Source organism: Algisphaera agarilytica, assembly GCF_014207595.1.
In the GTDB taxonomy this organism is placed as follows: domain Bacteria; phylum Planctomycetota; class Phycisphaerae; order Phycisphaerales; family Phycisphaeraceae; genus Algisphaera; species Algisphaera agarilytica.
The window spans coordinates 3,161,718-3,185,615 of the sequence record NZ_JACHGY010000001.1 but is presented as its reverse complement, the minus strand read 5'-3'; the positions used below and the strand labels follow the sequence as shown (position 1 = coordinate 3,185,615).

Sequence of the window (23,898 nt, the reverse complement as noted above, 5' to 3'; positions counted from 1 at the left end):
TCCGCACGGCGATCTGCGATCGCCCGCTAAACCGCAAGCGACGACGTATATTTCCCTACTCCCTACTGCCTACTCCCTACTGCCTGCCACCATGAAACGCGTCCTCTCCGGCCTCCAACCCTCCGGCCAACTGCACCTGGGCAACTACGCCGGGGCGATCAAGCAGTTTGTCGACCTGCAGCACGACCACGAGATGTTCGTGTTCGTCGCGTCCTACCACGCCCTAACCACGATCAAAGACCCGGCTGAGCTGCGGGCCAACATCCGGCAGGTCGTCATCGACTATCTCGCGTTTGGCCTCGACGCCGACCTGCCCCACGTCAACATCTACCTGCAGCAAGACGTGCCGGCCGTGACCGAGCTCACCTGGCTGCTCAGCTGCGTCTGCCCCAAGTCGCAGATGGACAAGGCCACGACCTACAAAGACAAGGTCGCCAAGGGCATCTCCGCCAGCGTCGGACTGTTCACCTACCCCATCCTGCAGGCCGCCGACATCCTCGGCGTGGCCCCCGACATCGTCCCGGTCGGCGAAGACCAACGGCAACACGTCGAGATCACCCGCGACCTCGCCCAGCGTTTCAACCACGCCTACGCGAGTGAAGACGACCCCGTGTTCAAGGTGCCGGACGTCATGGTGCGTGCCGACGCGGGCGTCCTGCCCGGGCTCGACGGCGAGAAGATGAGTAAGTCCTACGGCAACATCATCGACCCGTTCCTGCCCGAGAAGAAGCTGCGCAAGACGATCATGAAGATCGTCAGCGACTCGACGCCGATGGAAGAACCCAAGGACCCCGAAGCGGACACGACGTTCAAGATCTTCCGCGCCATCGCCGGGGCCGAGGACCAACGCACCACCGATCTCGCGGCACAATACCGCGCGGGCAACTTCGGGTACGGCCACGCCAAGCAAGCGCTCTTCGAGCTATTGCTCGACCACTTCGGCGACGCTCGTGAGCGGCGTGAGAAACTGATGCAGGACCCCGGGTACGTAGAGCAAGTCCTCCGCAGCGGTGCCGAGCAGGCCAACGAAGTCCTGAGCAAGGTGCTTGAGAAGGCCAGAACCGCGGTGGGGCTTTAACCCTCTGCCCCTTCAAACAAAACCAATGAAAAAGCCCCGACGTTCATGCCGGGGCTTTTCGTTTTTCGGTGTTGTCGTCTGACCTTAGGCCGACTTCGACAGACTGCTGATCGCGGTCTGCTGGGCCCCCGCATCGGTGATGGTCCCGGCGGTATCGCCCTGAGCGGCGGCGGTTTTTTGCATCATGAGCTGCCAGGTTTCGCGCTCGTATTCGAGCAGCTGGATCGCTTCGCCGACCTTCGTCACATCGCGTTCGAGGTTGGCATCGACCAGCAGGCGGTAGACGTAGGTGTACAACGCGCTGAGCTTCTCGCAGAGCTCGGGGTTGGCGTCGTGGTTCAGGCTGGTGCTGAGTTCGAGCACGATCTTCTGAGCCCGCATGAAGTTCTCGTAGATCGCTTCGAAGTTGGGCTTGTCTTGCTTGAGCTCGTGCTCGCCCTGCCGGCAGAACTTGAGGCAGCCGTCGAAGAGCAACAGGCGCAGCTCCTCGGGGCTGGCCGTCATGATCTTCGTTCGGAGATACGGATTGGGAGCGTTGTTGTTCATGCTCAAGAGCTATCGACGAGGCAGGGGGAAATTCCTGAGTTCACTGAACGCCGACCCAGTTATCGGCCCCGCCTGAGCGGGTTTCGCCCCCGTTCATTACTGCTGAGCCTGGGCCTGCTGGGCGCTGAGGCCAGCCAACGCGGCCTGCTGGTCCTGCAGCCCCGCCAACGTGAATTCCAGGTTGTTGAACTCACGCTGCAAACGTTCCTGCTTAGCGGCGATCGTCTGATCGACCTGCTCGATCCGGCGGTTGTTGAGTTCGATCTGGTCCTGCAGGATCTGGACCTGCCGCTCGAGGATGCCGTCGGTGCTGTCGGTGAGGCGTTCGAGCAGCTGATCGATTTCGACGCCCACCCCTTGAGCCACCACGACATCGGTGTCTTCACCCGTCACGGGATCGACTTCGAATTGCTGGAAGGTGAACAAGTCGCGGACACCGTCCGGGTCAGAAGCCAGGGCCGCCTGGAAGCGTTCGTTATCAAGTTGCAGCCGGGCACCGGAGCCGACACGGATGCCGACCTGAGCCAGCGAGTTGAATTGCCCGGTGAGCCCGCCATTGGCACCGATCACGGCGTTGTAGATCGAGGTCCGCAGACGCGACAGGGCCGAGTCGCCCAGCAGCAGGCCGCGTTCTTCGGTCTCGGCGTTGTAGCTGTCGAATTCGTTAATCGAGTCGACCAGGCCGTTGAAGCTGCTCACAAAAGCCTCGGCGGCGGAAGTGATCGCGGCGGGGTCGTCGCTGATGGTGATCTGGATCGGGTCGTCCGAAGTCGCCAGCAGGCTGATGGATACCCCATCGATGAGGTTGTCGACGGTGTTGCTGCGGGAGGTCACCACCAGAGCGCTGGCGGGGTCGTCGCCGCCGTAAAACACCACGGCGTCCTGGGCACTGGCTACGTTGTTCACGTCGAGTCCCAGGCCGCCGTCGTCGAGCGTGAAGGCGCCGCCGGTGCCCGCTTTGTCGGACGACAAACTCAGGCGGTACGGAGCGCCCGGGGAGCCGTCGTTGATGACGGTCGCGCTGACGCCGATCTTGGCGTTGGTGATTTTCAGAGCCAGGCTCTGGAGCGTGTCGGTGGAGTCGACGGTGATCGTCTGGCGGAAGCTGCCGTCGATGTTCGCCCCGGCGGCGTACTCGCCGAGGATGCCGAGGTCGGCCGCGGTGGTCGAGCCGTCTTCGGCGATGCTGATGCCCACCGCCCCGCTGCCGGTGTCTTCGAGGATCAGGCCGTCGCCGCTGTCGTTGACGCGAGCCACGATGGCCAGGCCACGGGAGTTGATTTCGGTGATGACGTCGCCGATGGTCTGCTCGTTGCCTTGGGTCAGGTCGACGGTCGCGGTCCGTCCATCCGAGTCGCGGATCGTGAACCGGCCACGGGTGATGCCCAGGTTGTCCAAACGCGAACCTTCGTTGACGTATTGGAAGCCCAACGGCCCGGCGTCGACTTCGCCGTCCTCGTAAACGCCGGTCAAGCCGAGCTGCGTCGCGAGGACGCCGCCCGTGCCGTCGGCGATCGTGAGGTCGCCCAACCCCCCGGCGGTGTCGGTCAGCTTGAACCCGGTGCCCGCGTTGTTGAGCTCGGCCCGGACGCCCGCGCCCGCGGCGTTGATGATGTCGAGGATGTCGTCGATCGACTGCGCCCCGGACAGGTCCACGCTCGTCAGCGAGCCCGCGCTGTTGGTGATATCGATCACCGCGCCGGTGCCCGAGACGCCCGCGGGGTCGAGGTCGCGGCTGCTGACCGAGGTCACCCCGGCGTTCACCCCGAGGCCCAACTCCGATACGGCGGACGAGTTCCCCGCGTTGGCCACGATGAAGTTGCCCGAGCCGCCGGTGTTGTCGGTGATGACCAGGGACTGGCCGTCGATGGTGACGGTGGCGTTGCCGGAAGTGGCGGTGTCCACGGCGTCGATGAAGTCCTGCACGGTGGTCAGGCCGTCGAGGTCGATCCCGAAGGTGGTGTCCGCATCATCACGGAGGGTGATGTCGATGTCGTTGCCCGCGACGGTCGTGACGCCGGTGCCCTGAAACAGGTCGGCGAGGTTGGTCGTGGTGTCCAGCGGCGCGAACGGGTCGCCGCCGAAGGCCAGCAAGCCTCGGCCGCCCCGCAGCGCCCCGAGCAGCTTGGAGTTGATCGACGAGATCACCCGGTTGCCGACGATATCGCCGTCGCTGTTGTCGTCGCTACCCAGGATGCCCAGGTCCAGCGCCGCTTTGGAATCGTTGAGGCCGGTCACCGCGAAGCCCGGGCCGTTGCCAGTGTTGTCGGTCAGAGTGAGGCCGGTGCCGTCCGTGTTGAACGTAGCGGTAACGTCGCCGCCCGTGGCGGTCTCGATGGTGTCGATTACGTCTTCGAGGGTCAACGCGTTGGAGAGGTTGATATCGAAGCTGCCGCCGCCGTTGGTGGTGATGTTCAGGTCGTCGACGCCGGAGACGCTGCGGATGCCGTTGCCGTCGTTGAGGCTGGAGACGTAGGTGTCTTTGCCGACGGTGTTGATCGCGGTGCCGGTGAGTTCGCCGGTGTTCGAGCTGCCGACCAACCCGAGGCTGGTGGCGGTTGCGCCCGAGCCGACGTCCTGGATGATCAGGTCGTTGGCGGCCTGTCCGGAGGCGTCGGTGATCTTGAGCGAGTCGCCGTCGATCTCCGCGAGGATGTTCACGCCGGTGGCGCGGTTGAGTTCGTCGACCACGTCGTTCACGGTGACGACCGAGGTCAGGTCGACCACGGCCGTGCTGCCCGAGCGGTCGGTGATGCGGACGAAGCCGCGTTCGATCCCCGCCCCGCCGTTGAGCTCAGCCAGGCTGGTCTCGCGGTCCAGGCGTGCCTCGCCCCGGTTAAACGTCAGCACCCCGCCCTCGGGGGCGATGAACGTCGCGTCGTTGTCCGCGAAGCCACGCGAGATCGTTTGCTGGCTGCCGACGAGTTGCCTCACGGTCAGCGAGTAGTTGCCCACCGCGGCGCCCACACTCGACGACACCGTGGCCACGGCTTCATTGCTGCTGGAAGACTGGGTCGCGTCGTAAACATCATCCGAGACGATCCGCGACGCGGCGTTACGCAGCGACAGCAGCTGAGCGTTCACGGTCTGATAAGCGGTCTGCTGCGCGGTGAGCACGCTGTTGCGCTGCTCGATCTGCGTCTTCGGCCGCGACTCAATCGCGATCAGCTGATTGATGATGCTCTCGGTGTCCAGCCCACTGATCAGGCCGGTGCTTGAGGTAATCTGTCCCATGGCAAAACCGTCTCTCTTTCCGTAAGTTCCCTTCCACATTTGTTATCGACGGAGCGAGGCTGCGGGCTTGAGGAACCGCATTCCGTATAAATGCCTTTGAATATTCGCGTTAAACAAATCAGGGATAGCCTGAGTCCAGAATGACGGCGTCAACGCCCCATTCCCGACGGCCCGCGCGGCATCGGCGTCCCCCACCGCCCCTGGGTGCTGCGGAAATCCCCTGCTGTTTGCATCATGCGATCGCTCAACCACGGCGCGGAAACCACCCGCTGGCGACCAATGTCCGATAGTCATGAAATTCTGAGCTTTGGCCGATGATCTTTGTCAGCCGTCATCGCCCCTTGAATACGTAACGGGGTGAAGGGCGGGGGGTAAATCAGTAGTTTGAAAAATCGAGATCACGACATGTCCAGTTCACCAATTGCTACCGCCCTGGGAGCAGCCGCCCAGGTCCAGGGCGATCTACGCCTCGACCAGGACGCGGTCATCGCCGGGAAAGTCACCGGCAGCGTCCACTCATCGGCTCACATCGAGCTCACCCCAGACGCCATCATCCTCGGCGACCTGCACGCGGAATCACTCCGCAGCGCGGGACGCGTCGGCGGCAAAGTGTCGGTGCAAAACACCACCGAACTGCTGGTCGGCTCCGTCATCGAAGGGGCGCTCCACACCGGCCACCTCCTGACGGCGCAAGGGGTCGTGTACAAAGGGCAACTCCAACTGCACTGCCCCGCCGAGGAGCCCGAAGCCGAACCCGCCGCCCCGGGCTTTGCGCTGAACCGGACCCGCAGCCGTCAACAGATCGATCTGGCGGACGTGGAACAGAGCCAGACCACCCAGGCACCTTTCCAGCCGGTCCCCGGTGCGGTCAACGCGGGGCTTCGTCCGCGTCGCCGGATGCCCAACGCGTCTTAACATTCCAGAATCGCGCTACGGGTTCATCGATCTGCGTTGCGGGGACTGTTCAACGGTGACCCAAGGCTCGATCCGCTGACGCAGGACCGGCCCGATCATCTGGACTTGCTCCAAATCCGCCGCATCCTGAAACGGGCCGACCGTCTCGCGGTATTCGATCACGTTCTCGGCCAGGCTCGGCCCCACCCCGGGCAAGAGCTGCAGCGTGGCTGTATCCGCGCGATTGATATCAATCCGAAAGCCGGGGCCCCGCGCAACGTGAGGTCCTGCGCTAGGCAGGTGAAATAGTCGCCAGCCGGTCACCCCACCCCACATGCCGAACAACAACACGATCGCCAGGCCCACCGAATGCCGGTGCGGCGTGCGTGGAATCCCGGAACGCAGGTTGGTGGTCATGAGTCAGACCGAATCGGGTTGCGGAGATGTGGGTTCGGCGTGGTGCGTGGGGAGGCCAAGGTTGCGGCGGAAATTCACGAGGCGCTTGAACGCAACCTTGGGCTGCTGATCGTCATTGACCAAGGCGCTGAGCGGGAGCTCGATGTTCGCGTGGTCCACCAGGTCCTGCCAGCAAACGCCTTCGATGTAGGGCTTGCTCATCGCGATCTGTAGCACGGCCTCCAGCCAATGCCCCTGAACCACGGGCGACCACGGGCGACGCCAGTACCCGCTGTTGGGGTCCACCGGCTCTTCGCTCTTGGTCGAAGCGATCATCAGTTCGGTCACCGGCTCGCTTGGAGCCGCGACGGTCAGAAACACCTGTTTGCCGAAGCCCGCAAACTGATCGAGCATCGAGCTGATCTGCATCAGGTCGCGGGTGTACTGCCCATCCACTGCCTGCCCCATGGGGTAACGCAGGCCGAAGGCGTCGAACTGAATCGACGACTGGATCAACAGGTCCACGTACATCATCGGCGGGATCGAGCGCGGGTTCTGCGCGTAATACTCGCCGAAGGGTTGACGCAGCTCGACGATGACCGACGCTTGCGGGTGTATCTTCTTTACCAGCATCGTGGACATGCGTGTCAGGTCCATGAGCTGTTCGAAGTTGAACGTGAAGTGGCTGTTGACGTGCAAGCCCGACACGATGTTCCAGGCCGAGACCACGTGCTTGTAGCGGGTGACGACACGTTCGATGTGTTCGTAGATCAGGTCGCGGACGGTGTCGTAGTCGTGTTCCCAGATGTAGAGCCAATCGGGCAGGCACGACGGCTCGAAGCTCACCACGGGCCCCGCGATCACCGGCTTGCCCTGCTGCGAGGCCCACGCCGCCCACGCGTCCATCTCGTCCCAGCGGTATTCGTTTTCTTCCGGGGACAGCTGCTTCCACGGCAGGGGCAGCTGGATGTAGTCGAAGCTCGCATCCAAGCCCGCGCGTAAACGGTCGTCTCCCTGGTCCAACGCCACGCCACAACCAATCGGGGCCCGAGGCAGCGACCCGGTTTCCTTGCGGCGGTTCAGCAGCAACTCCGAGTGGGCCAGGGCCAACTCTTCGCTGCCGTCCAGCGAAGCGGCCAGGCTTTCGTTGGCCAGATCGTGGGCTTTGACCGGGTCGTCTTTTTGGTGGCAGAGAGCCTCGATAAAAAACTCGCGGGCCTTGGACTCGCGTTTGCTCACCGGGTGGCTGGCTTCGAGCTCGAACATGGCCCAGTCTTCGAGCTTGTTGTAGACCGTCATCAAGCGGTGCCGAGCAAGCTCAACCGCCAGGACATAGGGCTCTTCCCGTTCCGGCAGCAGGCAGGTTTGGAGGGTCAATTCGCCCAGATCGCCCGCGGTGTGTTGGAGGCAGAACGCCGCGGTCCCGGATTCACGTTTCTCACAGAGGATCTGGCCGTCTTCCAGGTAGAAATCACACCGGACGCCGTTGCCTTCCGAATCGACCAGATAGGCGTTCCGAAGAGGCCAATCGGTGGCGGGTTGTCCGTCGTGAAAAACGAGAAACTTGAGCATAAGCAGCCAATCTCGGAGGCGGCGAGGAAAGGATTCAACGCCGAGCTGTTTGGCGGCCCCTGCCGCCCCGTGAACGTCCCCGCCCGGTGACTATCGGCTCGACACGGGCTCGAGGTTATAGGTCCGAGGGTCTTGAGGTGACAGCAATTATGGCGGTCCGGTTACACCTTGGCAACCGTGCGGAGGCGATTTGGATCGGGGCGGCCATCCCCCAAGGTTCCATAAGCCGGGCAAGACACATCACTTTCCTTGACGTCCGGGGCGGCGGGGTTTAGCTTGGTTGATCTAGATAGAGTCTTTGACTCCCTTGTGTCGCTCTCCCTGGCTCGATGGGCCTCCCTCCGTGGTACCCGCCCCAAGCCTATTGAACCGCCCGATCCTTTTTTTGTCCTGCTGGAGTTTGCCGATGTCGCGATCGCCCCGAGTGTTGCCGAGCGTGCTGGTCCTTTCTGCCTTGTCCGTCACGATGCACTCGGCCCCGTCCGCACACGCGCAGGACGCCGACCAGCTCTGGGCCGATTTTGCTCACTACGTCCGCATCGCCAGCCCCGAACTGGCCGCCGAAGCCGCTGACGGGCTCGCCGCGGTCAGCCCAGGTGAACTGCTCGACGCGGTCGAAGCCAGCGACTACGACGACTCGGCCCGCCTGTTCCAACGTGCGGCCGGCATGGAGTCGATCTCCGAAGCCGCCACCCAAGTTCAGGCCAAGATCCAGATCGCCCGCCTCGAACGCAGCCGTGAACCCGAACGCATCGCCGCGGACATCGACACCCTCAGCAAGGGCCAACGTGCTTACGAGAACGCCACCCAACGTCTGAAGGCCGCGGGTCAGTTCGCCGCCCCGCAGATGCTCGCTGCGCTGATCGACCGTGACCGCGCCAGCGAACACCCTGTGATCATGCGTTCGATGACCGACATCGGCCGTCCGCTGGTCGCGCCGCTCTCGATCGCTCTTCCCAAACTGGCACCGGTTGCTCAGGGCCAACTCGCCGAAGTCCTCGGTTCGATCGGCTACCCCCAAGCGATGCCCGCCCTGAAGCAGGTCATCGAAAACCCCGAAACCGACCCGACCGCCCGCCAAGCTGCTCAAGACGCGCTGGCCGCGATTGCGGCGAACAGCCGTGTGACCCAAGGCGCCTCGGCCGCTGACCTCTACCTCGCCCTGGGCGAAGGCTCCTACCGCACCGCCACCGCCAACCCCGCCGAGCTGGACAGCTACGACCCGGACACCGGCACCGGCGTGGTCTGGAACTACGACTCCAAGCTCACCGTCACCGGCGGCCCCGGCCTGGTCCCCGTGATCGTGCCCGGCGAGATCGTCGGCGACGTGGTCGCGATGCAAGCCGCTGAGACCGCACTCACGCTGAACCCCGACCTCGACCCCGCCCTGAGCCTGTTCGTCACCGCGAACCTCCGCCGTGAGAACCGCCTGCCCGAAGGCGAAGCCGACCGCAGCTACTCCTCCGATCGCCAGGAGCCCAGCTTCTACGCCATGGTGGCTGGCCCCCAACGCCTCCACGATGTCCTGGCCACCGCGCTGGATGACCAAGACGCGGACCTCGCTCTCGACGCGATCGCCGCCCTCTCGGCCACCGCCAGCCTCGACGCCCTCCAGCCGCTGGTCCGTGGCCTGGGCTACCCCGACCGCCGCGTGCGTTTCCGCTCGGCCGAGGCCCTCGCCTACGCCATGCCCAAGGAATCATTCACCAACGACTTCCGCGTGGTCCCCGTCCTCGGTGACGCCGTGCGTCAAGGCGACAGCCGCATCGCTCTGGTGGTGGGTGAATCGCAAGACGACCGCAACGAGATGATCTCGGCCATCGCCGCTCTGGGTTTCCAAACCATCGACGGCGAATCCGTCCGAGCCGCCACCGGCCTCGTCGCCGTCACCCCCGGCGTCGACATGATCCTGGTGCAAGGCGAATCATCGGAGATCGAGCGGGCCCTGGCCGACTCGCAAGGCAACTACAAGCTGGCCTCGACGCCGATCGTTGCCCTGGCCGGCCCAGAAGAGCAAGCCCGCCTGTCGGGTGACTTCGAAAACGAGGGCCGCATCAGCGTGATCCTAGAAGGTGCCGACACCCTCACGGCTGCGGTCGAACAACTCGCGGCCAGCTACAGCGGATCGAGCCTCACCCCCGAGGAATCGAAAGAGTTCGCCCTGTCGGCTCTGTCGCTGCTGCGTGAAATCGCCGTCTCCGAAACGGCGTACAACGTCAACGACGCCCTGCCCGCGCTTATCGAAGCGGTGCAGGACCTCCGCCCCGAAGTGGCGATCGCTGCGGGCGACACCCTGTCTCGCATCGACGACCCCAGCGCTCAGGCCGCCATCGGTGCCGATGCCATCAGCCGCTCCGGCGACGTCCAGATCGCTCTGCTGATCGACCTGGCAGAATCCGCCAACGCCCACGGTAACCTGATCAGCGCCCAGATGTCCGACGACGTGCTGGCTCTGGTGAAGTCCGCCGAAGACCCCGCGTTGGCCGTGGCCGCCGCTCAGGCCCACGGTGCCTTGGCCCTGCCCACCCGCAACGCGGTGGACCTGATCCTGGGTCGGTAAGAAATCAGCTCGATGCTATCGAAGTATCCGTTCTCTTCTCTTTTACTTATACGAATTCCGCAAAGGGTGTTGCTCGTGCTTAAGACTATCTCTCGATCTGCACTGACTACCCCGCTGATCGCTCTCGCATCGCTCGCGATCTGTAACCCCAGCAGCGGGCAAAGCCTTCGTGAAATCGACGAGAGCATTGCCACGCAGGACGGCTCTCGTCTGGCGGCAACGGGCTTCTACATCGGTGGTATGGGATCGTTCACGGTGGTCGAAGATTCCGAATTGGTCTCGACCAATGGTGGAACACCCGCCAGCCCTGCGGAACTGGAATTCGAGGACGGCTTTGGTAGTTTCGGCTTCATCGGCTGGGATTTCGGTGCGTTACGCACCGAGTTGGAAGTCGGGGCAAGGAGCACCGAACTCGATCGCGTCACGCTCGGCGGTGCCCCGATTGCGGGCGCTAACGGCGATATCTTTGAACTCTCGCTGATGTTCAACCTCATCGCCGATATCCCGATCACCGATGGCGTCGAGCTCTACGTCGGGGGCGGTGTTGGCGGAGCCTACCTTTGGTCCGACGTCTTCGCTCCAGGCCTCGCGCTTGGTGACTCGGAAGACTATGTCTTCGCTTACCAAGCCATGGGAGGCGTCCAGTTCGAAGTTGCTCCACGCCTGTATCTGAACGCCGGGTACCGCATCCACAGCTTTGATGACCCGAACTTTTCGGGCAACCAGTACGACGCGCCGTTGATCCACAGCCTCGACGTGGGTATCCGATACGTCTTCTGAATCACGCGACTTTTACACAATGCAAAACACCCCGAAGCGTTAGCCTCGGGGTGTTTTTACATTTTAATGTGTGGACCGTAAGCCGAATTTTGTTCCCCTTGCGGGGGACGGCCATTTCTCTAGGCCCGCCGTTGCCGACGGGCTCAAGCGCTCTACCCGCCCCACCACGGACCGTGGGCGAAACGGCAAGCCGTTTCCGGGGCTGCTTGAGTTTGCACGCGGTGGGGCTTGCCATGCCTCGCCTGTCGCCAAGCGAGCGGTGCGCTCTTACCGCACCCTTTCACCCTTACCTGGATCAGTGATGAGTGACGAGTTCTCAGTGATGAGTCAAAACCGATACTCGTTACTGTTCACTCGTCACTCATCACTGACCCAGGCGGTTTCCTTTCTGTTGCGCTATCCCTAAACGGGCCGTCGCCAGCCCGCCCGGTGGGTGTTACCCACCACCGTGTCCTGTCGTGTTCGGACTTTCCTCAGACCCGCCTCTCGGCAGGCCCGCGGCCGTCACATCCACACGCAGATATCGTATCCTGCTTCTCGTTCCGGGGTAAGGTTCCTTAAGAAAGTTGAGTTTCGTCATGACGCCGCCCACATCCGCTTCCCTCAACGCCGCCGAGGTCACGGTTTGGACAAGCCCCGACCGGGCCAACCTTGCCGGGGAGTTGCTGGACGTGATGGGCGGATCGGTGCGCCCGATCGGCGTCGGCGGGCCTCGCAGCGGCGAACTCGATGACCTGGGCAAACGCCTGGGCTGCGCTGCGGGGAACGACCTGCGGAAGCTGCTGATCGAACGCCCCGCGGCATCGCTGCTGGTCACGTCATTGCAGGGCGCTTCGATCGCCGACCTCCAATCCGCCGCGCAGGATGGCACCAAAGTGGTCTGTCTCGAACCGCTCTCGGTCGAGCTGGATGAGCTGGGCAAACTCGAGGGCCCAGCCCTGCCCGAGTCCGTCACCTTCGCTCCATCGTTCCTGCGTTCCCCGGGCTTCCTCGCCGCGGCGGACCCGCAGGAGTCGGTCCACCCGCCGCAGCTCATCCGCCTGACCAGCCTCGGCCGCCCCCCCCACGGCTCGCTGCTCGCCCGGCTGCTCGACGCCTGGACCACCGCCCTCGAATTCACCCCCATGCCCGAGACGATCAGCGCCTCGCTCACGGGCCCCACCAGCCCCATCCGTCAGATAACCGGCCAACTCGCCGCCCACGCCCGCGTCGCCAACGGCAACACCGTTCTCATCGAAGCCAGCGACACCGCCGCCTCCACCCGACGCGAGCTGTCGGTGCTCAGCGACGAAGCCCAGCTGCGGGTTAGCGATGGGGCCTACGAGCTCCACCAGTCCGATGGCAACATCCTCGACGCCAGCGATACGCCGACCGAGCAGCCTTCCTTCGTCGATCTGCTCGCCCACCAGTGGCGACTGACGCTCGACCGCCCCGCTCCCGCCGCCGCTCCGCAGCGGCAAGCCCTGGCCTGTGTCCACGCCTGCCTGCTCAGCGCCCGGACCGGCCAGCCCGAGAGCCCCAGCAACCTCCTGCAACTCAGCCGGGCGTAAGCGGTTGTGGATAAATGGCTTGCCAGCCGACTTTTACCCCGCCTTGACATGGGGCGGCGGAACCCTAAACTTTGGGTCTGAATTGGACCGACTGTGACGCGAGTGCGGCGCAGACAACGGGACCTCGGACAACCTTCCTGACGCATTTTCAGGAAAACCGGCACCGACGTTTCCCAGCCCAATCCAGTCGCCGGACCCTCTCCCGTGTTGACGTGCCTGCGTCGACCGCCTCGGGTCTAACGATGTTCGACCTTAGGCCTATGGTGTAATTGGCAACACCCCAGTTTTTGGTACTGGTATTCTAGGTTCGAGTCCTAGTGGGCCTGTTTGTACGGTGCCGGAAGCTCAAGCTCCCGCCGTGCGGTTGATCCCCGACGCGGAGCCCGACTCATGCCCGACGCGACCAACAACCCCGTCCCCCCCGCCGCGATCATCATGGCCGCGGGCAAAGGCACGCGCATGGGCAGCGACCTCCCCAAGGTGCTGCACGAAGTCGCGGGCAAGCCGATGCTGCGCTGGGTGACCGAGGCCTGCTACGCCGCGGGTGTCGAGACGTGTGTCGTCGTCGTGGGCTACCGAGGCGACGACGTCCGCAAGGCCCTGGCCGACGACCCCCGCTGCGAATTCGTCGAGCAAACCGAACAACTCGGTACCGCACACGCCGCGGACATGGCCCGCCCCGTCTTCGAGAACCGCCCTGCCGGTGACGTCTTCGTTCTGGCAGGCGACGGCCCGCTCATCCGCAGCCAAACCCTCGCCCGCCTGCTCGAGCTGCACCGCCGCACCAAAGCGTCCGCCACCCTCGCCACCGCCGTGCTGTCCGACCCCTCCGGCTACGGCCGCGTGGTCCGCAACGCCTCGGGCGGATTCGACCGCATCGTCGAGCAGAAAGACGCCACCCCTGAAGAACTCGCGGTGCAGGAAGTCAACCCCAGCTACTACTGCTTCCGCAGCGACGACCTGTTCACCACCCTCACCCAGGTCAGCAACGCCAACCAGCAAGGCGAGTACTACATCACCGACGTGCCCGGCATCCTCCGCGGCCAGGGCAAGACCGTCTCGGTGGTCGATGCCGTGCCCGAAGAAGACGTGCTGAGCATCAATAACCCCCAACAGCTCGCCGAAGTCGACGCGATCCTCAAACAACGCCTCTCCCCCGGAGCCCCCGCATGAGCCAGGCCGACCGCGACCACATCAAGATCTTCTCGGGCCGCGCCAGCCGCCAGCTGGCCGAGGACATGTGCCGCCACCTCGACCTGCCCATGGGCCAGGGCCACACCGACATCTTCCCGGACGGCGAACTCCTGGTGAAGATCGAGGAAGACGTGCGCGGCCGCGACTGCTTCGTCGTGCAATCGACCTACAACCCTGTGAACGCCCACCTCATGGAGTTGCTCATCTACATCGACTGCCTCAAGCGGGCCTCAGCCGAGCGCATCACCGCCGTGATCCCCTACTTCGGCTACGCCCGCCAGGACCGCAAGGACGAGGGCCGTACGCCCATCACCGCCAAGCTGGTGGCCAACCTGATCACCGCTGCGGGAGCCGACCGCGTGCTGGCGCTCGACCTGCACGCCGCCCAGATCCAGGGCTTTTTCGACATCCCGGTCGACCACATGAGTGCTTCGCCGGTGCTGCTCCAGCACATCGCCGACATGCGTGACGAGATCGACCCGCTCTGCGTGGTCAGCCCCGACGCGGGCAACGCCAAGGTCGCCGGTGTCGTGGCCAACGCGCTCAACTCCGATTTCGCCATCATCGACAAACGCCGCAAGTCCGGCACCGACGTGACCTCGACCAACATCATCGGCGACGTCAGCGGCAAAAACGTCCTGATGGTCGACGACATGATCTCCACCGCCGGGACCATCTGCGAAGCTGCCAAGCTGGTGAAGAGCAATGGGGCCAAGCAGATCATCGTCGCCGCGACCCACGCCGTGCTCGTCGGCCTGGCGATGGAGCGCATCGCCGAATCGCCCATCGACCGCATCGTCGTCACCGACACGATCCCCTGCGAAAACCGCTGCGACGCCATCGCCGACAAGCTGACCGAGCTCAGCGTCGCCGAGCTGATGGGCACTGCGGTCCACAACATCCACCACAACCTCTCGGTCTCCAGCCTCTTCCGCAAAGGCGTCGACGCAGCGAAACGATGACCATCACCGCATCCCATTAGCCCCGGGCTTTGACCGGGGCCTCTCCCACGAAACTCCGCCCCCGGGCAAAGCCCGGGGCTAACAGATCAAAATCACAACTACTAGAAGGAAAAGACTATGTCCCACGAAACCCCCACCCTCGAAGCTCAAACCCGCACCAAGCTCGGCTCGCGCTACTCCATCCGTCTCCGCGAGCAAGGCCAACTCCCCGCCGTGATCTACGGCCACAAGCAAGACCCGCTCCACGTGTCGGTCGACGCCCGCGCTCTGCACGACGTGCTCGTCAGCGGTGCCCACGTGATCGAAGTCCAGGTCGACGGCAAGGCCGAGCCCTGCCTGATCAAGGACGTGCAGTACGACTACCTCGACACCACCCCCGTCCACGTCGACCTGGCCCGCGTTGACCTGAACGAAGAAGTCGAGCTCGAGCTCGAAGTCGTGTTCAAGGGCGAGCCCGCCGCGCTCAACGAAGCCGGTGCCATGCTCAGCACCCCGCACACCGCCGTCACCGTGAGCTGCAAGGCCAACGCGATCCCCGACGAGCTGGTCTGCGACATCAGCGAGCTGGGCCTGGAAGACTCGATCCACGCCGAGGACCTCAAGCTCCCCGCGGGCGTCAGCCTGTCGATGGAAGCCAACATCCTCCTGGCTCAGATCGTGATCCAGAAGGCCGTCGCCGACGACGAAGGCGACGCCGAAGCGGGCGACGGCGAACCCGAAGTCATCGGCGCCAAGGCCGACGAAGCCGCCGAGTAATCCACTCAACGAATCAACCCCGGGCCCTACAAGGCTCGGGGTTTTTTCATGCGCCAAAGTTCTGCTACCTTGCCTAGTGCTCGCGGAGAACACATAACGCGTTTTCCTAACCCCCAACTCCTAACCCCCAACTCCCAACTCATGAAACTCATCGTCGGCCTCGGCAACCCCGGCCCCGAATACGCCAAGACGCGTCACAACGCCGGGTTCATGGCCATCGAAAAACTCGCCAACCGCCACGGCCTGATGGGCGCCAAACACAAGTTCCACGCGGGCGTCCTCGAGGGCCGCATCAACATGCACAAAGTCATGCTGATGCAGCCGACCACGTACATGAACCGCTCGGGCCTGGCCGTGGGTGAGGCCGCGGCGTTCTACAAACTCGAGCCCGAAGACATCCTCATCCTCGTCGACGAGATCGCCCTCGACGTCGGCCAGATCCGCCTCCGCGCCTCCGGCTCGCCCGGCGGGCACAACGGCCTCAAAGACCTCGAACGCGCCCTGGGTACCCGCGACTACCCCCGCCTCCGCCTGGGCATCGGCCCCCGCACCCGCGCCCCGCAAGTCGACTTCGTCCTCGGCCGTTTCACCGGCGAACAACTCGACGAGATGAACTTCACTCTCGGCAAAGCGTGCGACTGCATCGAGTCCTGGCTCGAAGACGGGATCGAGTTGGCGATGACAAAGTTCAACGGCGGTTAAGCTGCTGATACTCCCATGAAGCCGATCATCAAAAGATATTTTTGGACAGTATTGCTGTCCATCCCGATCTTGATCGCCCTGAACCTACTGGTATCGGTCGTCTTTTGTTTCGGTTTTGGGCCCTGGGGAGCGGAACTTGAGACGGTGTCCGAGGAAGATATTCCTTGGTATGTGCCTTTCTTAAACCTCGCCCTGTGGCTAGCTCAAATCGTTTTGGCGGTATTGCTTGCCTGGAGGATAAGTGGAAAGTTGGACAGAAAGAAACTCTCCAACCCAAGCCGTAGGTCAGGCATGCTTGCCTGACGCGAAGCTCATATAAGATAGCGTCAGGCAGGCATGCCTGACCTACCAAAGCCACTAACTCGCCGTCCCCGCCTGCAGGATCACTTCCTCGAACGGCTGGACCACGACAAACCCGTCGCCCTCGAACTGCATTTGGACCGACTCGCCGCTGCCGCGGCCGAGGAAGGTTTTGAGTTGGAGGTCGGTCTTGAGGCTGGGCGACAGGGTGCCGGACCACATGACCGTGGCGTTGGGGTCGGTGGTGATGGGCTGGCCGGGGACGACCGGCAGGGTAAGCGGATCGTAGTGGCTGGTCACTGCGACGAGGCCGTGGCCTTCGAGGCGGACGTTGAACAGGCCGCCCGCGAGCATCGCGCCGACCTTTTTCATCATCTTGATGTCGTACTGCAGCGACGTTTCGAAGGCGAGCAGGTCGTTGCCGTTGACGAAGATGGATTCGCCCTGGAGCTGGAGGATGGTGATCTTCTTGCCGATGTCGGCGCAGAAGACCGAGCCCTGGCCGGTGGCTTTGGTGAGACGGGCCCCGTCGCCGGTGACGGCTTTCTTGAGCAGGTTGCCGATGCCCTGGTCGAGCAGTTTCTCACGCACGAACTTGACCGCGCCGGTGTAGGCGATCATCGCGCCGGTCTTGATCCAGACCTCGCCGTCGAGGTTGATGTCGAGGATGCGTTCGGACTCGAGCTCGAACAGGCCCTCGCGGAGCTCACGCTCCACCGTGGCCTCGACGAAACTATCCAGCGTGAAACGGCGCGGCACAGCGGCATCAGACATGACGACTCCCGGTGAGATAGATGGACGAAACGGGTGTGATGGCGGCCGACTCAGGCCACCGAAGATTCGACTTCTTTGATCATCGCGTAGACCTCTTCGGGGGTCTCAAGCGACTTCATCTTGTCGCGGGCATCGGCGTCGATGAGCATCCGGCTGATGCGTGACAACGCCTCGATGTGCGGCCCGGTCTGGTCCGGCGGGGAGGCGAGCAGGATGATGAGTTCAACCGGGTTGCGGTCGATCGCGCCGAACTCCAACGGCTGGGCGGTCCGGCCGATGGCCATGTGCAGGCTGGGGACGCCCTCGGTCTTGCCGTGGGGCACCGCGACGCCACCTCCGATGCCGGTGGTGCGGACGGTCTCGCGTTGCCAGATCGCGTCCTTGAGGGCCTGGGCGTCTTCGATGTCGGTCTTCTCAACCAGGAGGTCGGCCAACTGGAAGATCGCAGACTGCTTGTCGTCGGCGACGAGCGGGACCATGACACAATCGGGCTGAAGGATGTCGGTGAGGAGCATAGGCAGGCAGGCCAAGCGAAAGGGTACTGATGGGTTCGCCGCGTTACCGATGCGGCTGGAACGAAACAAAATAGCTTTCAGATTAGATCGGAGCAAATGGATAAGGTTGGTATCCGTGTTTTTTAAGGCAATCGCCTGCGCGGCGAGCGGCAGGGGCTCTGCCCCTGCACCCCGGAGACCGACACCCGTGACACGGCGATCTGCGATCGCCCGCTAAACGAACGCAAGACTCAAATCCGGTTGCCTTTGGGGGTGCAGGGGGCAAGGCCCCCTGCCGCTCGCCGCGCAGGCGATTGGTTCCCAAAATCTGCATCCTCAACTTTTTGATCTGCTAGGCTTGGGGCATGACCGTTGCGGACGCGGACCATCTCAGCCACCTGCTCAAGCAGCACTTCGGACACGACGAATTCCGGCCGTTGCAGCGGGCGATCATCGACGACGCCGTGGCGGGCCGGGACGTGTTCGTCATTCTGCCCACCGGCGGGGGCAAGAGCCTGTGCTACCAGCTCCCCGCCCTGGCGGACGAAACCGGCACGACCGTGGTCGTCTCGCCATTGATCGCGCTCATGCAGAACCAGGTCGACCTGCTCACCGCCAACGGCATCCCCGCAACGTTCCTCAACTCGACCCTCGACCTCGACGAGCTCTACCAACGCGAACAAGACGCCCTCGCGGGGAAGTACCGGCTGGTGTACATGGCTCCCGAACGGCTAATGGCCGCGCCGGGCCGCGCGTTACTCGCCCGACTGAACGTCTCGCGGTTCGCCATCGACGAAGCGCACTGCATCAGCGAATGGGGCCACGACTTCCGCCCCGAGTACCGCATGCTCGGCGAGCTGCGCACCGGGTACGACGGCCGCTTTGCCGACACGCCCGTTATCGCACTCACCGCGACCGCCACGCCCCGCGTCGCCCAAGACATCGTGCGTGAACTCGCCCTGCGCGATCCCGCGCAGCACCAGGGCGGGTTTGAGCGGACCAACCTGTACTACGAGATCCGGCCGAAGCAGAAAGTCGTGCCGCAGATCCTCGACTACCTGCACGAGAACCCGCTGGCCGAGGGGATTGTGTACTGCCAGTCGCGCAAGCGCTGCGAGGAGATCGCGGACAAGCTCAAGGCGTCTGGCATCGCGGCGTTGCCCTACCACGCCGGGCTGGAAGCCGACGTGCGGGAGGCAAACCAACACGCGTTTATCTTTGGTGATGCGCGGGTGGTGTGTGCAACGATCGCGTTCGGGATGGGCGTGGACAAGCCGGACGTGCGTTTTGTGTTCCACGCCGACCTGCCGCGGCACATCGAAGGGTATTACCAGGAGACCGGCCGGGCGGGTCGCGACGGGCTGCCCGCCGACTGCATCCTGTTCTACTCTGGCGGCGACCGCGCGAAGATCGAGTTTTTCATCAATCAGAAGGAAACCCAGGCCGAGCAAGACCACGCTCGGCAGCAGCTCGAACAGGTCGTCAAATACTGCCACACCACCGGCTGCCGCACCGCCGCCCTGCTCCAGCATTTCGGCGAGGATCGCCCTGGGGCCTGTGGCCACTGCGACAACTGCCTCAAGCCGCCGCAGGTCGTCGACGCCACGGAAGACGCCCAGAAGCTGCTCTCCGCCGTCGCCCGCACGGGGCAGCGCTTCGGCACCAGCCACGTGATCAACGTGCTGCGCGGCAGCGAGGCCGAGCGCGTCACCAGCCGCGGCCACCACGAGCTCAGCGTCCACGGCCTGGGCAAGCACCAGCCCGCGGGCTACTGGCGACAACTCGTCGAACACCTCATCCACCACGGCCACCTCGCCCTCAGCGACGACGAATACCGCACCGCGTACCTCACCGCGGCGAGCAAAGACGTGCTCAAGGGGGAGGTGAGGATCGAGCTTGCTCAAAGCCGTGTGGCCAAGCCGTCGTCCGAGCGCCGGGCCCGTACCGCGGCGAGCACCGGCATCGATCCCGACCTGCCGATCGACGAATCGTTGTTCACCACGCTCCGCGAACTACGCCGCGAACTCGCCCGCCAACAGGGCGTGCCCCCCTACGTCGTGTTCGGCGACGCGGCGCTCCGCCAGATGGCCCAGTCGCTGCCCACCACGGACGAAGCCTTCCTCCGCATCAACGGCGTGGGGCAAACTAAACTCAGCCGCTACGGCCCCCAGTTCCTGGAAGCCATCCAGCAACACGTGGATAGCGCCCAATAGATCTTGCCGATCGGGGTGCAGGGGCAGAGCCACTGCCGCTCGCCGCGCAGGCGATTGCCTTGAAAATTGTTGGGTAATCGACGACAATCCCCGATCCCGCGCAAGCCGATCCTATTCCCAAATCTCTCATGGTTAAGGCTGAAAATCTCACCAAGTGGTACGGCCCCACGCTCGCGGTCGACGCTTTGTCGCTCGAGCTTGAGCCCGGCCAGATCGTGGGGTTCCTGGGGCCCAACGGCGCGGGCAAGTCCACCACCATCCGCATGCTCACGGGCTACCTCCCGCCCACTTCGGGCCGAGCCACGCTCGATGGGCATGATGTGCTCACCCACGCCGCCGACGCCCGCCGGAAGCTCGGGTACCTACCCGAGTCCAACCCGCTGTACCCGGAGATGCGCGTCGAGGAATACCTGCACTTCGCGGGCAAGCTGCACAACATGCCACGCAACCAGCGGCGGGACCGCATCGGCCACGTCGCCGAACGCTGCGGGCTGAGTCACCTGCGTCGCCGGACCATCGGACGGTTGTCCAAAGGCAACAAACAACGTGTCGGCCTCGCCGCGGCGCTGCTGCACGACCCGCCGGTGTTGGTGCTCGACGAACCGACCTCCGGCCTCGACCCCAACCAGATCAGTCAAGTCCGACAGCTCATCCGCGACTTGGCGGGCGAGCATACGGTCTTGCTGTCGAGCCACATCCTGCCGGAGGTGCAGCGTGTCGCCGACCGCGTGGTGATCATCGCCCAGGGCAAGATCGTGGCGGATGGCACCGTCGACGAACTGCGTGAACGAAGCCACGCCGAGGACGACCGCGCGCCGGTACACGTGGAGGTCCGCGGCACGGCTGACGCGATCAAGCAGGCCTTGTCCGGGCTGGAGCACGTCGACACCGTCGAAGTGGCGACCGATCCCGGGCAGGACGGCTGGTGCAACGCCTGGGTCGTTCCGCACGGCCGCAAGGACGTCCGCGTCGCGGTTGCTGAGGCGCTCGCCGCCCAGCAATTGCTGGTGCGGGAGATCCGCCGTGAAGCCGGGACGCTCGAAGAATTCTTTGTGCGGGTGACCGACACCTCACGCCCCGCCGAACCCCGCAACGCCGACGCGGCGGGAGGTTCCGCGGCATGAAAGCCACGCTCACCCTCATGCGTCGCGAGTTGGCCAGCCTGTTCTACTCGCCCATCGGCTACGTGGTCCTGGCGATCTTCGCGCTCGGCTCATCACTGGTGTTCTACATCGGCTTCGCCCCGGGCAACCACGCGACGATGCGCGTGACCTACTCCGGCGTCGTCTGGCTGCTGATCTTCCTCGCCCCCGCCATCTCGATGCGGCTGGTTAGCGAAGAGCTCTCCCGCGGCACCATCGAACGACTCATGACCAGCCCGATCAACGATGTCCAGATCGTCCTGGGCAAATGGCTTGCGGCGATGCTGTTTTTCGCCGTGCTGTTGTCGCCGTTGGTCGTGCAGATCATCGTGCTCGAACTTGCGGCCGACCCGGACCTCGGGCCGATCTTCACGGGGCTGCTGGGGCTGCTATTGGTGGGCTGCCTGTACCTCGCGATCGGCGTGTTCGCCTCGGCGGCGACGGAGAACCAGATCATCGCTTTCCTCATCACGGTGCTGGTGATCTGCTGCCTGACGTTCCTGCTGTTCTTCCTGCCCACCGCAGGGTTCATCCCGCCGAGCGTCCGCTCGGCGATGTTCTACGCCAACGTCAACCGCCAGTTCGAAGACTTCAACAAGGGCCTGATCGACCTGCGCAACTTCGTGTACTTCGCCTCGATGACGGCGTTGTTCCTCTTCCTCGCCATCAAACTCTTGGAGAGTCGACGATGGCGATGAGCGGCAACCAAAACACCCGCCGAGCGAAGTACGGCCTGAACGTCGCGATCGCCATCCTGGTCGCCGTCGCGTTGGTCGTGGTGGTCAACGCCTTGGTGGATTGGCAAGTCCGGCAACTGCCTGCGGGCGCGAAGTCGTGGCTGCGCTACGACCTCACCGCCACGCGGGCCTATACCCTCGCGCCGCAGACCCAGAAGCTGCTGAGCGAGCTGGATGACCAGATCACGCTTACCGCGGTCCTCCGGGTGGACGACAAGAACGGCCAGGACGTCGCGGACCTGCTCGAAGAGTACGCCGACGCGAGCAACTGGCTGGACATCGAACTGATCCACCCCGACCGCGACCTGGCCCGCCTGGAAAACTTTTACCGCCAACTCGAAGAACACTTCGCCGACGAAACCGCCCCGCTCGAAGCGGCGGTGACCACGGGCCTGGAGCACCTCGACCGCTTGTCCAACGATGTGGCCGAGATGAAGGGCAAGATCGACACGATCGTGGCCGACGATTCGTGGGAAGACACCCAGCTCCGTCAGGAATTCCAGCTCCTGTCCAACAAGCTCGGTGAGGTGCAATCGACCTACGCCAATGCGGGGGCGTCGTTGAGCGGTGCGCTGAACGATCCGATGCCGCCGTGGTCCAACGCCCGCGCCGACCTGCTCAATGCGTTGCAGAAGGCCGACAGCGAGGTGCTCACGCCGTTCGCCCGGGAGTTTGCCCGCCGCGCCAAGGACCGCAACGCCCCGCTGGCCGCGCGCGACACGCTGCTTCGGATGGACGCGATGATCGAGGCGGCACGCGAGCCGCTCCGCGACGCCGTCCAGACACTGACCGCTCCGCCCACGCCCACCCGCTACGACCGCATGCAGGCGTCGCTGAGACAGGGCGAAGTTGTGGTCATCCTCGGCCCAGAACGCGAACGCGTCGTGCCCGTCGCCGAGATGTTCACCGCCCCCACCGCCGACACCCCCGCGGCGTTTATCGGCGAGGACCGCCTGACCGGCACGCTCGTCGCCATGCAGATCACCCAGCCGCCGCTGGTCGTGTTTGTGCGTGACACCCCGGTCAGCGTCACGCACCCGCGTGGCGGATACACCCACGTCACCAGCCGACTCGCCACCGCCGACTTTGTGCTCACCGAGTGGGCCATCGGCGGAAGCAACGATCCGCGCAACCCCGAACAGGCCGCAGTCGCCCCGCCGCCCTCGCCCGCCGAGGGGCAGCAAGCCGTGTGGATCGTGCCGACGTTGTCGCTGGAACGGACCACCCAGGCCGACCGCGAGTTGGTGGCCAGCGTGCTCAAGAAACGCCTCGCCGCGGGCGACGGCGTCCTGCTGTGCTTCAGCTACGACCCCGAGGCTCAGTTCCGCCCCACCGATCCCCTGATCGAGTTGGCGGGTGCCTGGGGCCTGTCGCCGCAGATGCATGAGTTGCTGCTTCACGAAGGCCTGGGGCCCGACGGCCGACCACGCAGCCAGGCCGCTTGGCCGGTGCGCGACTGGCCCAGCGAATCACCGCTCGGCGGCGCCCTGGCCGGACGCGAAGTCCAACTCATCGCGCCCACGCCGATCAACTTCGAGCCGCGCCCCAACATCGTGACCCAATCGCTCATCGAGCTGACCCAGCCCAAGATCTGGTCCGCCACGGGATTGACCACGCCCCAGGAGATCGCCGAGTCCGCGTTTGACGCCGAACGCGAAGTGCAACGCCCCGTCGTCGCGGCAACCGCCTCGGCCACTTCCGAGCAAGGCGACGCGACGGCCGGACGCCTGATGGTCTTCACCGAGCGTCACTGGTTGTCCGACCAGCAAGCCGGGCGACGCCTGGGCAACAGCGAGCTGTTCATGAACAGCACCTACTGGCTGGCCGGGCTCGACGAAGCCATCGCCGCAACGCCGCGCAGCCAGGACATCCGCCGGATCGATGCCCTCAGCGACGGGCAACAGCTGGCCTACCGCCTGGTGCTGCTGGCGGGCCTGCCGGGGCTGACGCTGCTGGCGGGGGTCGGGGTGTGGTTCGTTCGGCGTCGTGGGTGAGTGGGGTAACAAATCGCTAA

Annotated in this window: 20 protein-coding genes, 1 tRNA gene and 1 other RNA gene; 15 read left to right on the top strand and 7 right to left on the bottom strand. The window is 64.4% G+C overall.

The genetic code is table 11. The features are described 5' to 3' along the window. Positions 1 to 91: 91 nt before the first annotated feature. Positions 92 to 1,078 (top strand): tryptophan--tRNA ligase, encoded by a 987-nt coding sequence (gene trpS / locus HNQ40_RS13740; protein WP_184678394.1) that lies wholly within the window; start codon positions 92 to 94, stop codon positions 1,076 to 1,078. An 84-nt stretch (positions 1,079 to 1,162) separates the two neighbouring features. Here the strand turns inward: trpS and fliS are convergent, their stop codons facing one another. Continuing rightward, entirely contained in the window at positions 1,163 to 1,624 is a 462-nt protein-coding gene (fliS, locus tag HNQ40_RS13735; protein WP_184678393.1) for a flagellar export chaperone FliS, read from the bottom strand. Between the two features lie 96 nt (positions 1,625 to 1,720). Further along, positions 1,721 to 4,858 carry a flagellar filament capping protein FliD gene (fliD, locus tag HNQ40_RS13730; RefSeq protein WP_184678392.1) on the bottom strand — a complete coding sequence of 1,046 codons (3,138 nt, stop codon included), beginning with the start codon at positions 4,856 to 4,858 and terminating at the stop codon, positions 1,721 to 1,723. Positions 4,859 to 5,263: 405 nt separating this feature from the next. Between fliD and HNQ40_RS13725 the strand changes: the two genes are divergently transcribed. Continuing rightward, on the top strand, positions 5,264 to 5,773 hold the full coding sequence (locus HNQ40_RS13725; protein ID WP_184678391.1) for a bactofilin family protein: 510 nt from the start codon (positions 5,264 to 5,266) through the stop codon (positions 5,771 to 5,773). Positions 5,774 to 5,788: 15 nt separating this feature from the next. On the opposite strand, the gene HNQ40_RS13720 is transcribed toward HNQ40_RS13725, so the two are convergent. Beyond that, positions 5,789 to 6,169: a ComEA family DNA-binding protein gene (locus HNQ40_RS13720; protein ID WP_184678390.1), complete on the bottom strand. Its 381-nt coding sequence runs from the start codon at positions 6,167 to 6,169 to the stop codon at positions 5,789 to 5,791. Between the two features lie 3 nt (positions 6,170 to 6,172). Next, positions 6,173 to 7,720, bottom strand: a complete 1,548-nt coding sequence (locus HNQ40_RS13715; RefSeq protein ID WP_184678389.1) for an endo-1,4-beta-xylanase — start codon at positions 7,718 to 7,720, stop codon at positions 6,173 to 6,175. Between the two features lie 406 nt (positions 7,721 to 8,126). On the opposite strand from HNQ40_RS13715, the gene HNQ40_RS13710 reads away from it, so the two are divergent. Next, entirely contained in the window at positions 8,127 to 10,280 is a 2,154-nt protein-coding gene (locus tag HNQ40_RS13710; RefSeq protein ID WP_184678388.1) for a hypothetical protein, read from the top strand. Between the two features lie 75 nt (positions 10,281 to 10,355). Continuing rightward, the gene (locus tag HNQ40_RS13705; protein ID WP_221435534.1) at positions 10,356 to 11,060 is read left to right on the top strand and encodes an outer membrane protein; all 705 of its coding nucleotides are present in this window, start codon (positions 10,356 to 10,358) and stop codon (positions 11,058 to 11,060) included. A gap of 62 nt (positions 11,061 to 11,122) precedes the next feature. Here the strand turns inward: HNQ40_RS13705 and rnpB are convergent. Continuing rightward, an RNA gene (gene rnpB / locus HNQ40_RS13700) (RNase P RNA component class A) lies at positions 11,123 to 11,578 on the bottom strand. Positions 11,579 to 11,638: 60 nt separating this feature from the next. Between rnpB and HNQ40_RS13695 the strand changes: the two genes are divergently transcribed. The 7 genes from HNQ40_RS13695 (at position 11,639) to HNQ40_RS13665 (ending at position 16,527) form a co-directional block, all read left to right on the top strand. Continuing rightward, a complete protein-coding gene (locus HNQ40_RS13695) occupies positions 11,639 to 12,610 on the top strand; it encodes a hypothetical protein (protein WP_184678386.1) in 972 nt (323 codons plus the stop codon). A gap of 254 nt (positions 12,611 to 12,864) precedes the next feature. After that, positions 12,865 to 12,936 (top strand) — tRNA-Gln (locus tag HNQ40_RS13690). Between the two features lie 64 nt (positions 12,937 to 13,000). After that, entirely contained in the window at positions 13,001 to 13,783 is a 783-nt protein-coding gene (locus HNQ40_RS13685) for a sugar phosphate nucleotidyltransferase (protein WP_184678385.1), read from the top strand. Next, complete coding sequence (locus HNQ40_RS13680) at positions 13,780 to 14,766, top strand: ribose-phosphate diphosphokinase (RefSeq protein WP_184678384.1); 987 nt, start codon at positions 13,780 to 13,782, stop codon at positions 14,764 to 14,766. The genes HNQ40_RS13685 and HNQ40_RS13680 overlap by 4 nt, the downstream gene beginning before the upstream one ends. A gap of 117 nt (positions 14,767 to 14,883) precedes the next feature. After that, positions 14,884 to 15,522 (top strand): 50S ribosomal protein L25, encoded by a 639-nt coding sequence (locus HNQ40_RS13675; protein WP_184678383.1) that lies wholly within the window; start codon positions 14,884 to 14,886, stop codon positions 15,520 to 15,522. A 141-nt stretch (positions 15,523 to 15,663) separates the two neighbouring features. Beyond that, on the top strand, positions 15,664 to 16,224 hold the full coding sequence (pth, locus tag HNQ40_RS13670; protein WP_184678382.1) for an aminoacyl-tRNA hydrolase: 561 nt from the start codon (positions 15,664 to 15,666) through the stop codon (positions 16,222 to 16,224). A 15-nt stretch (positions 16,225 to 16,239) separates the two neighbouring features. Then, the gene (locus tag HNQ40_RS13665) at positions 16,240 to 16,527 is read left to right on the top strand and encodes a hypothetical protein (protein ID WP_184678381.1); all 288 of its coding nucleotides are present in this window, start codon (positions 16,240 to 16,242) and stop codon (positions 16,525 to 16,527) included. Positions 16,528 to 16,581: 54 nt separating this feature from the next. On the opposite strand, the gene HNQ40_RS13660 is transcribed toward HNQ40_RS13665, so the two are convergent. Together HNQ40_RS13660 and HNQ40_RS13655 are read right to left on the bottom strand one after the other, a co-directional pair. After that, a complete protein-coding gene (locus HNQ40_RS13660; protein ID WP_184678380.1) occupies positions 16,582 to 17,298 on the bottom strand; it encodes an AIM24 family protein in 717 nt (238 codons plus the stop codon). A gap of 50 nt (positions 17,299 to 17,348) precedes the next feature. Beyond that, complete coding sequence (locus tag HNQ40_RS13655) at positions 17,349 to 17,813, bottom strand: PTS sugar transporter subunit IIA (RefSeq protein WP_221435533.1); 465 nt, start codon at positions 17,811 to 17,813, stop codon at positions 17,349 to 17,351. A 344-nt stretch (positions 17,814 to 18,157) separates the two neighbouring features. Here HNQ40_RS13655 and recQ point away from each other — a divergent pair, with 344 nt between their 5' ends. The 4 genes from recQ to HNQ40_RS13635 all read left to right on the top strand — a co-directional run bounded on the left by recQ (position 18,158) and on the right by HNQ40_RS13635 (position 23,878). After that, positions 18,158 to 20,005, top strand: a complete 1,848-nt coding sequence (gene recQ / locus HNQ40_RS13650; protein WP_184678378.1) for a DNA helicase RecQ — start codon at positions 18,158 to 18,160, stop codon at positions 20,003 to 20,005. 128 nt (positions 20,006 to 20,133) lie between these two features. Continuing rightward, a complete protein-coding gene (locus tag HNQ40_RS13645) occupies positions 20,134 to 21,129 on the top strand; it encodes an ABC transporter ATP-binding protein (protein WP_184678377.1) in 996 nt (331 codons plus the stop codon). Further along, positions 21,126 to 21,845 (top strand): ABC transporter permease, encoded by a 720-nt coding sequence (locus tag HNQ40_RS13640; RefSeq protein WP_184678376.1) that lies wholly within the window; start codon positions 21,126 to 21,128, stop codon positions 21,843 to 21,845. The genes HNQ40_RS13645 and HNQ40_RS13640 overlap by 4 nt, the downstream gene beginning before the upstream one ends. Next, the gene (locus HNQ40_RS13635; RefSeq protein WP_184678375.1) at positions 21,842 to 23,878 is read left to right on the top strand and encodes a DUF7088 domain-containing protein; all 2,037 of its coding nucleotides are present in this window, start codon (positions 21,842 to 21,844) and stop codon (positions 23,876 to 23,878) included. Before HNQ40_RS13640 ends, HNQ40_RS13635 begins: the two co-directional genes overlap by 4 nt. Positions 23,879 to 23,898: the final 20 nt, after the last annotated feature.

Excerpts from the sequence above, each read along its gene's own strand:
- trpS (WP_184678394.1), top strand. The coding sequence starts at position 92 with ATGAAACGCGTCCTCTCCGGCCTCCAACCCTCCGGCCAACTGCACCTG.
- fliS (WP_184678393.1), bottom strand. The coding sequence starts at position 1,624 with ATGAACAACAACGCTCCCAATCCGTATCTCCGAACGAAGATCATGACG.
- fliD (WP_184678392.1), bottom strand. The coding sequence starts at position 4,858 with ATGGGACAGATTACCTCAAGCACCGGCCTGATCAGTGGGCTGGACACC.
- HNQ40_RS13725 (WP_184678391.1), top strand. The coding sequence starts at position 5,264 with ATGTCCAGTTCACCAATTGCTACCGCCCTGGGAGCAGCCGCCCAGGTC.
- HNQ40_RS13720 (WP_184678390.1), bottom strand. The coding sequence starts at position 6,169 with ATGACCACCAACCTGCGTTCCGGGATTCCACGCACGCCGCACCGGCAT.
- HNQ40_RS13715 (WP_184678389.1), bottom strand. The coding sequence starts at position 7,720 with ATGCTCAAGTTTCTCGTTTTTCACGACGGACAACCCGCCACCGATTGG.
- HNQ40_RS13710 (WP_184678388.1), top strand. The coding sequence starts at position 8,127 with ATGTCGCGATCGCCCCGAGTGTTGCCGAGCGTGCTGGTCCTTTCTGCC.
- HNQ40_RS13695 (WP_184678386.1), top strand. The coding sequence starts at position 11,639 with ATGACGCCGCCCACATCCGCTTCCCTCAACGCCGCCGAGGTCACGGTT.
- HNQ40_RS13685 (WP_184678385.1), top strand. The coding sequence starts at position 13,001 with ATGCCCGACGCGACCAACAACCCCGTCCCCCCCGCCGCGATCATCATG.
- HNQ40_RS13680 (WP_184678384.1), top strand. The coding sequence starts at position 13,780 with ATGAGCCAGGCCGACCGCGACCACATCAAGATCTTCTCGGGCCGCGCC.
- HNQ40_RS13675 (WP_184678383.1), top strand. The coding sequence starts at position 14,884 with ATGTCCCACGAAACCCCCACCCTCGAAGCTCAAACCCGCACCAAGCTC.
- pth (WP_184678382.1), top strand. The coding sequence starts at position 15,664 with ATGAAACTCATCGTCGGCCTCGGCAACCCCGGCCCCGAATACGCCAAG.
- HNQ40_RS13665 (WP_184678381.1), top strand. The coding sequence starts at position 16,240 with ATGAAGCCGATCATCAAAAGATATTTTTGGACAGTATTGCTGTCCATC.
- HNQ40_RS13660 (WP_184678380.1), bottom strand. The coding sequence starts at position 17,298 with ATGTCTGATGCCGCTGTGCCGCGCCGTTTCACGCTGGATAGTTTCGTC.
- HNQ40_RS13655 (WP_221435533.1), bottom strand. The coding sequence starts at position 17,813 with ATGCTCCTCACCGACATCCTTCAGCCCGATTGTGTCATGGTCCCGCTC.
- recQ (WP_184678378.1), top strand. The coding sequence starts at position 18,158 with ATGACCGTTGCGGACGCGGACCATCTCAGCCACCTGCTCAAGCAGCAC.
- HNQ40_RS13645 (WP_184678377.1), top strand. The coding sequence starts at position 20,134 with ATGGTTAAGGCTGAAAATCTCACCAAGTGGTACGGCCCCACGCTCGCG.
- HNQ40_RS13640 (WP_184678376.1), top strand. The coding sequence starts at position 21,126 with ATGAAAGCCACGCTCACCCTCATGCGTCGCGAGTTGGCCAGCCTGTTC.
- HNQ40_RS13635 (WP_184678375.1), top strand. The coding sequence starts at position 21,842 with ATGAGCGGCAACCAAAACACCCGCCGAGCGAAGTACGGCCTGAACGTC.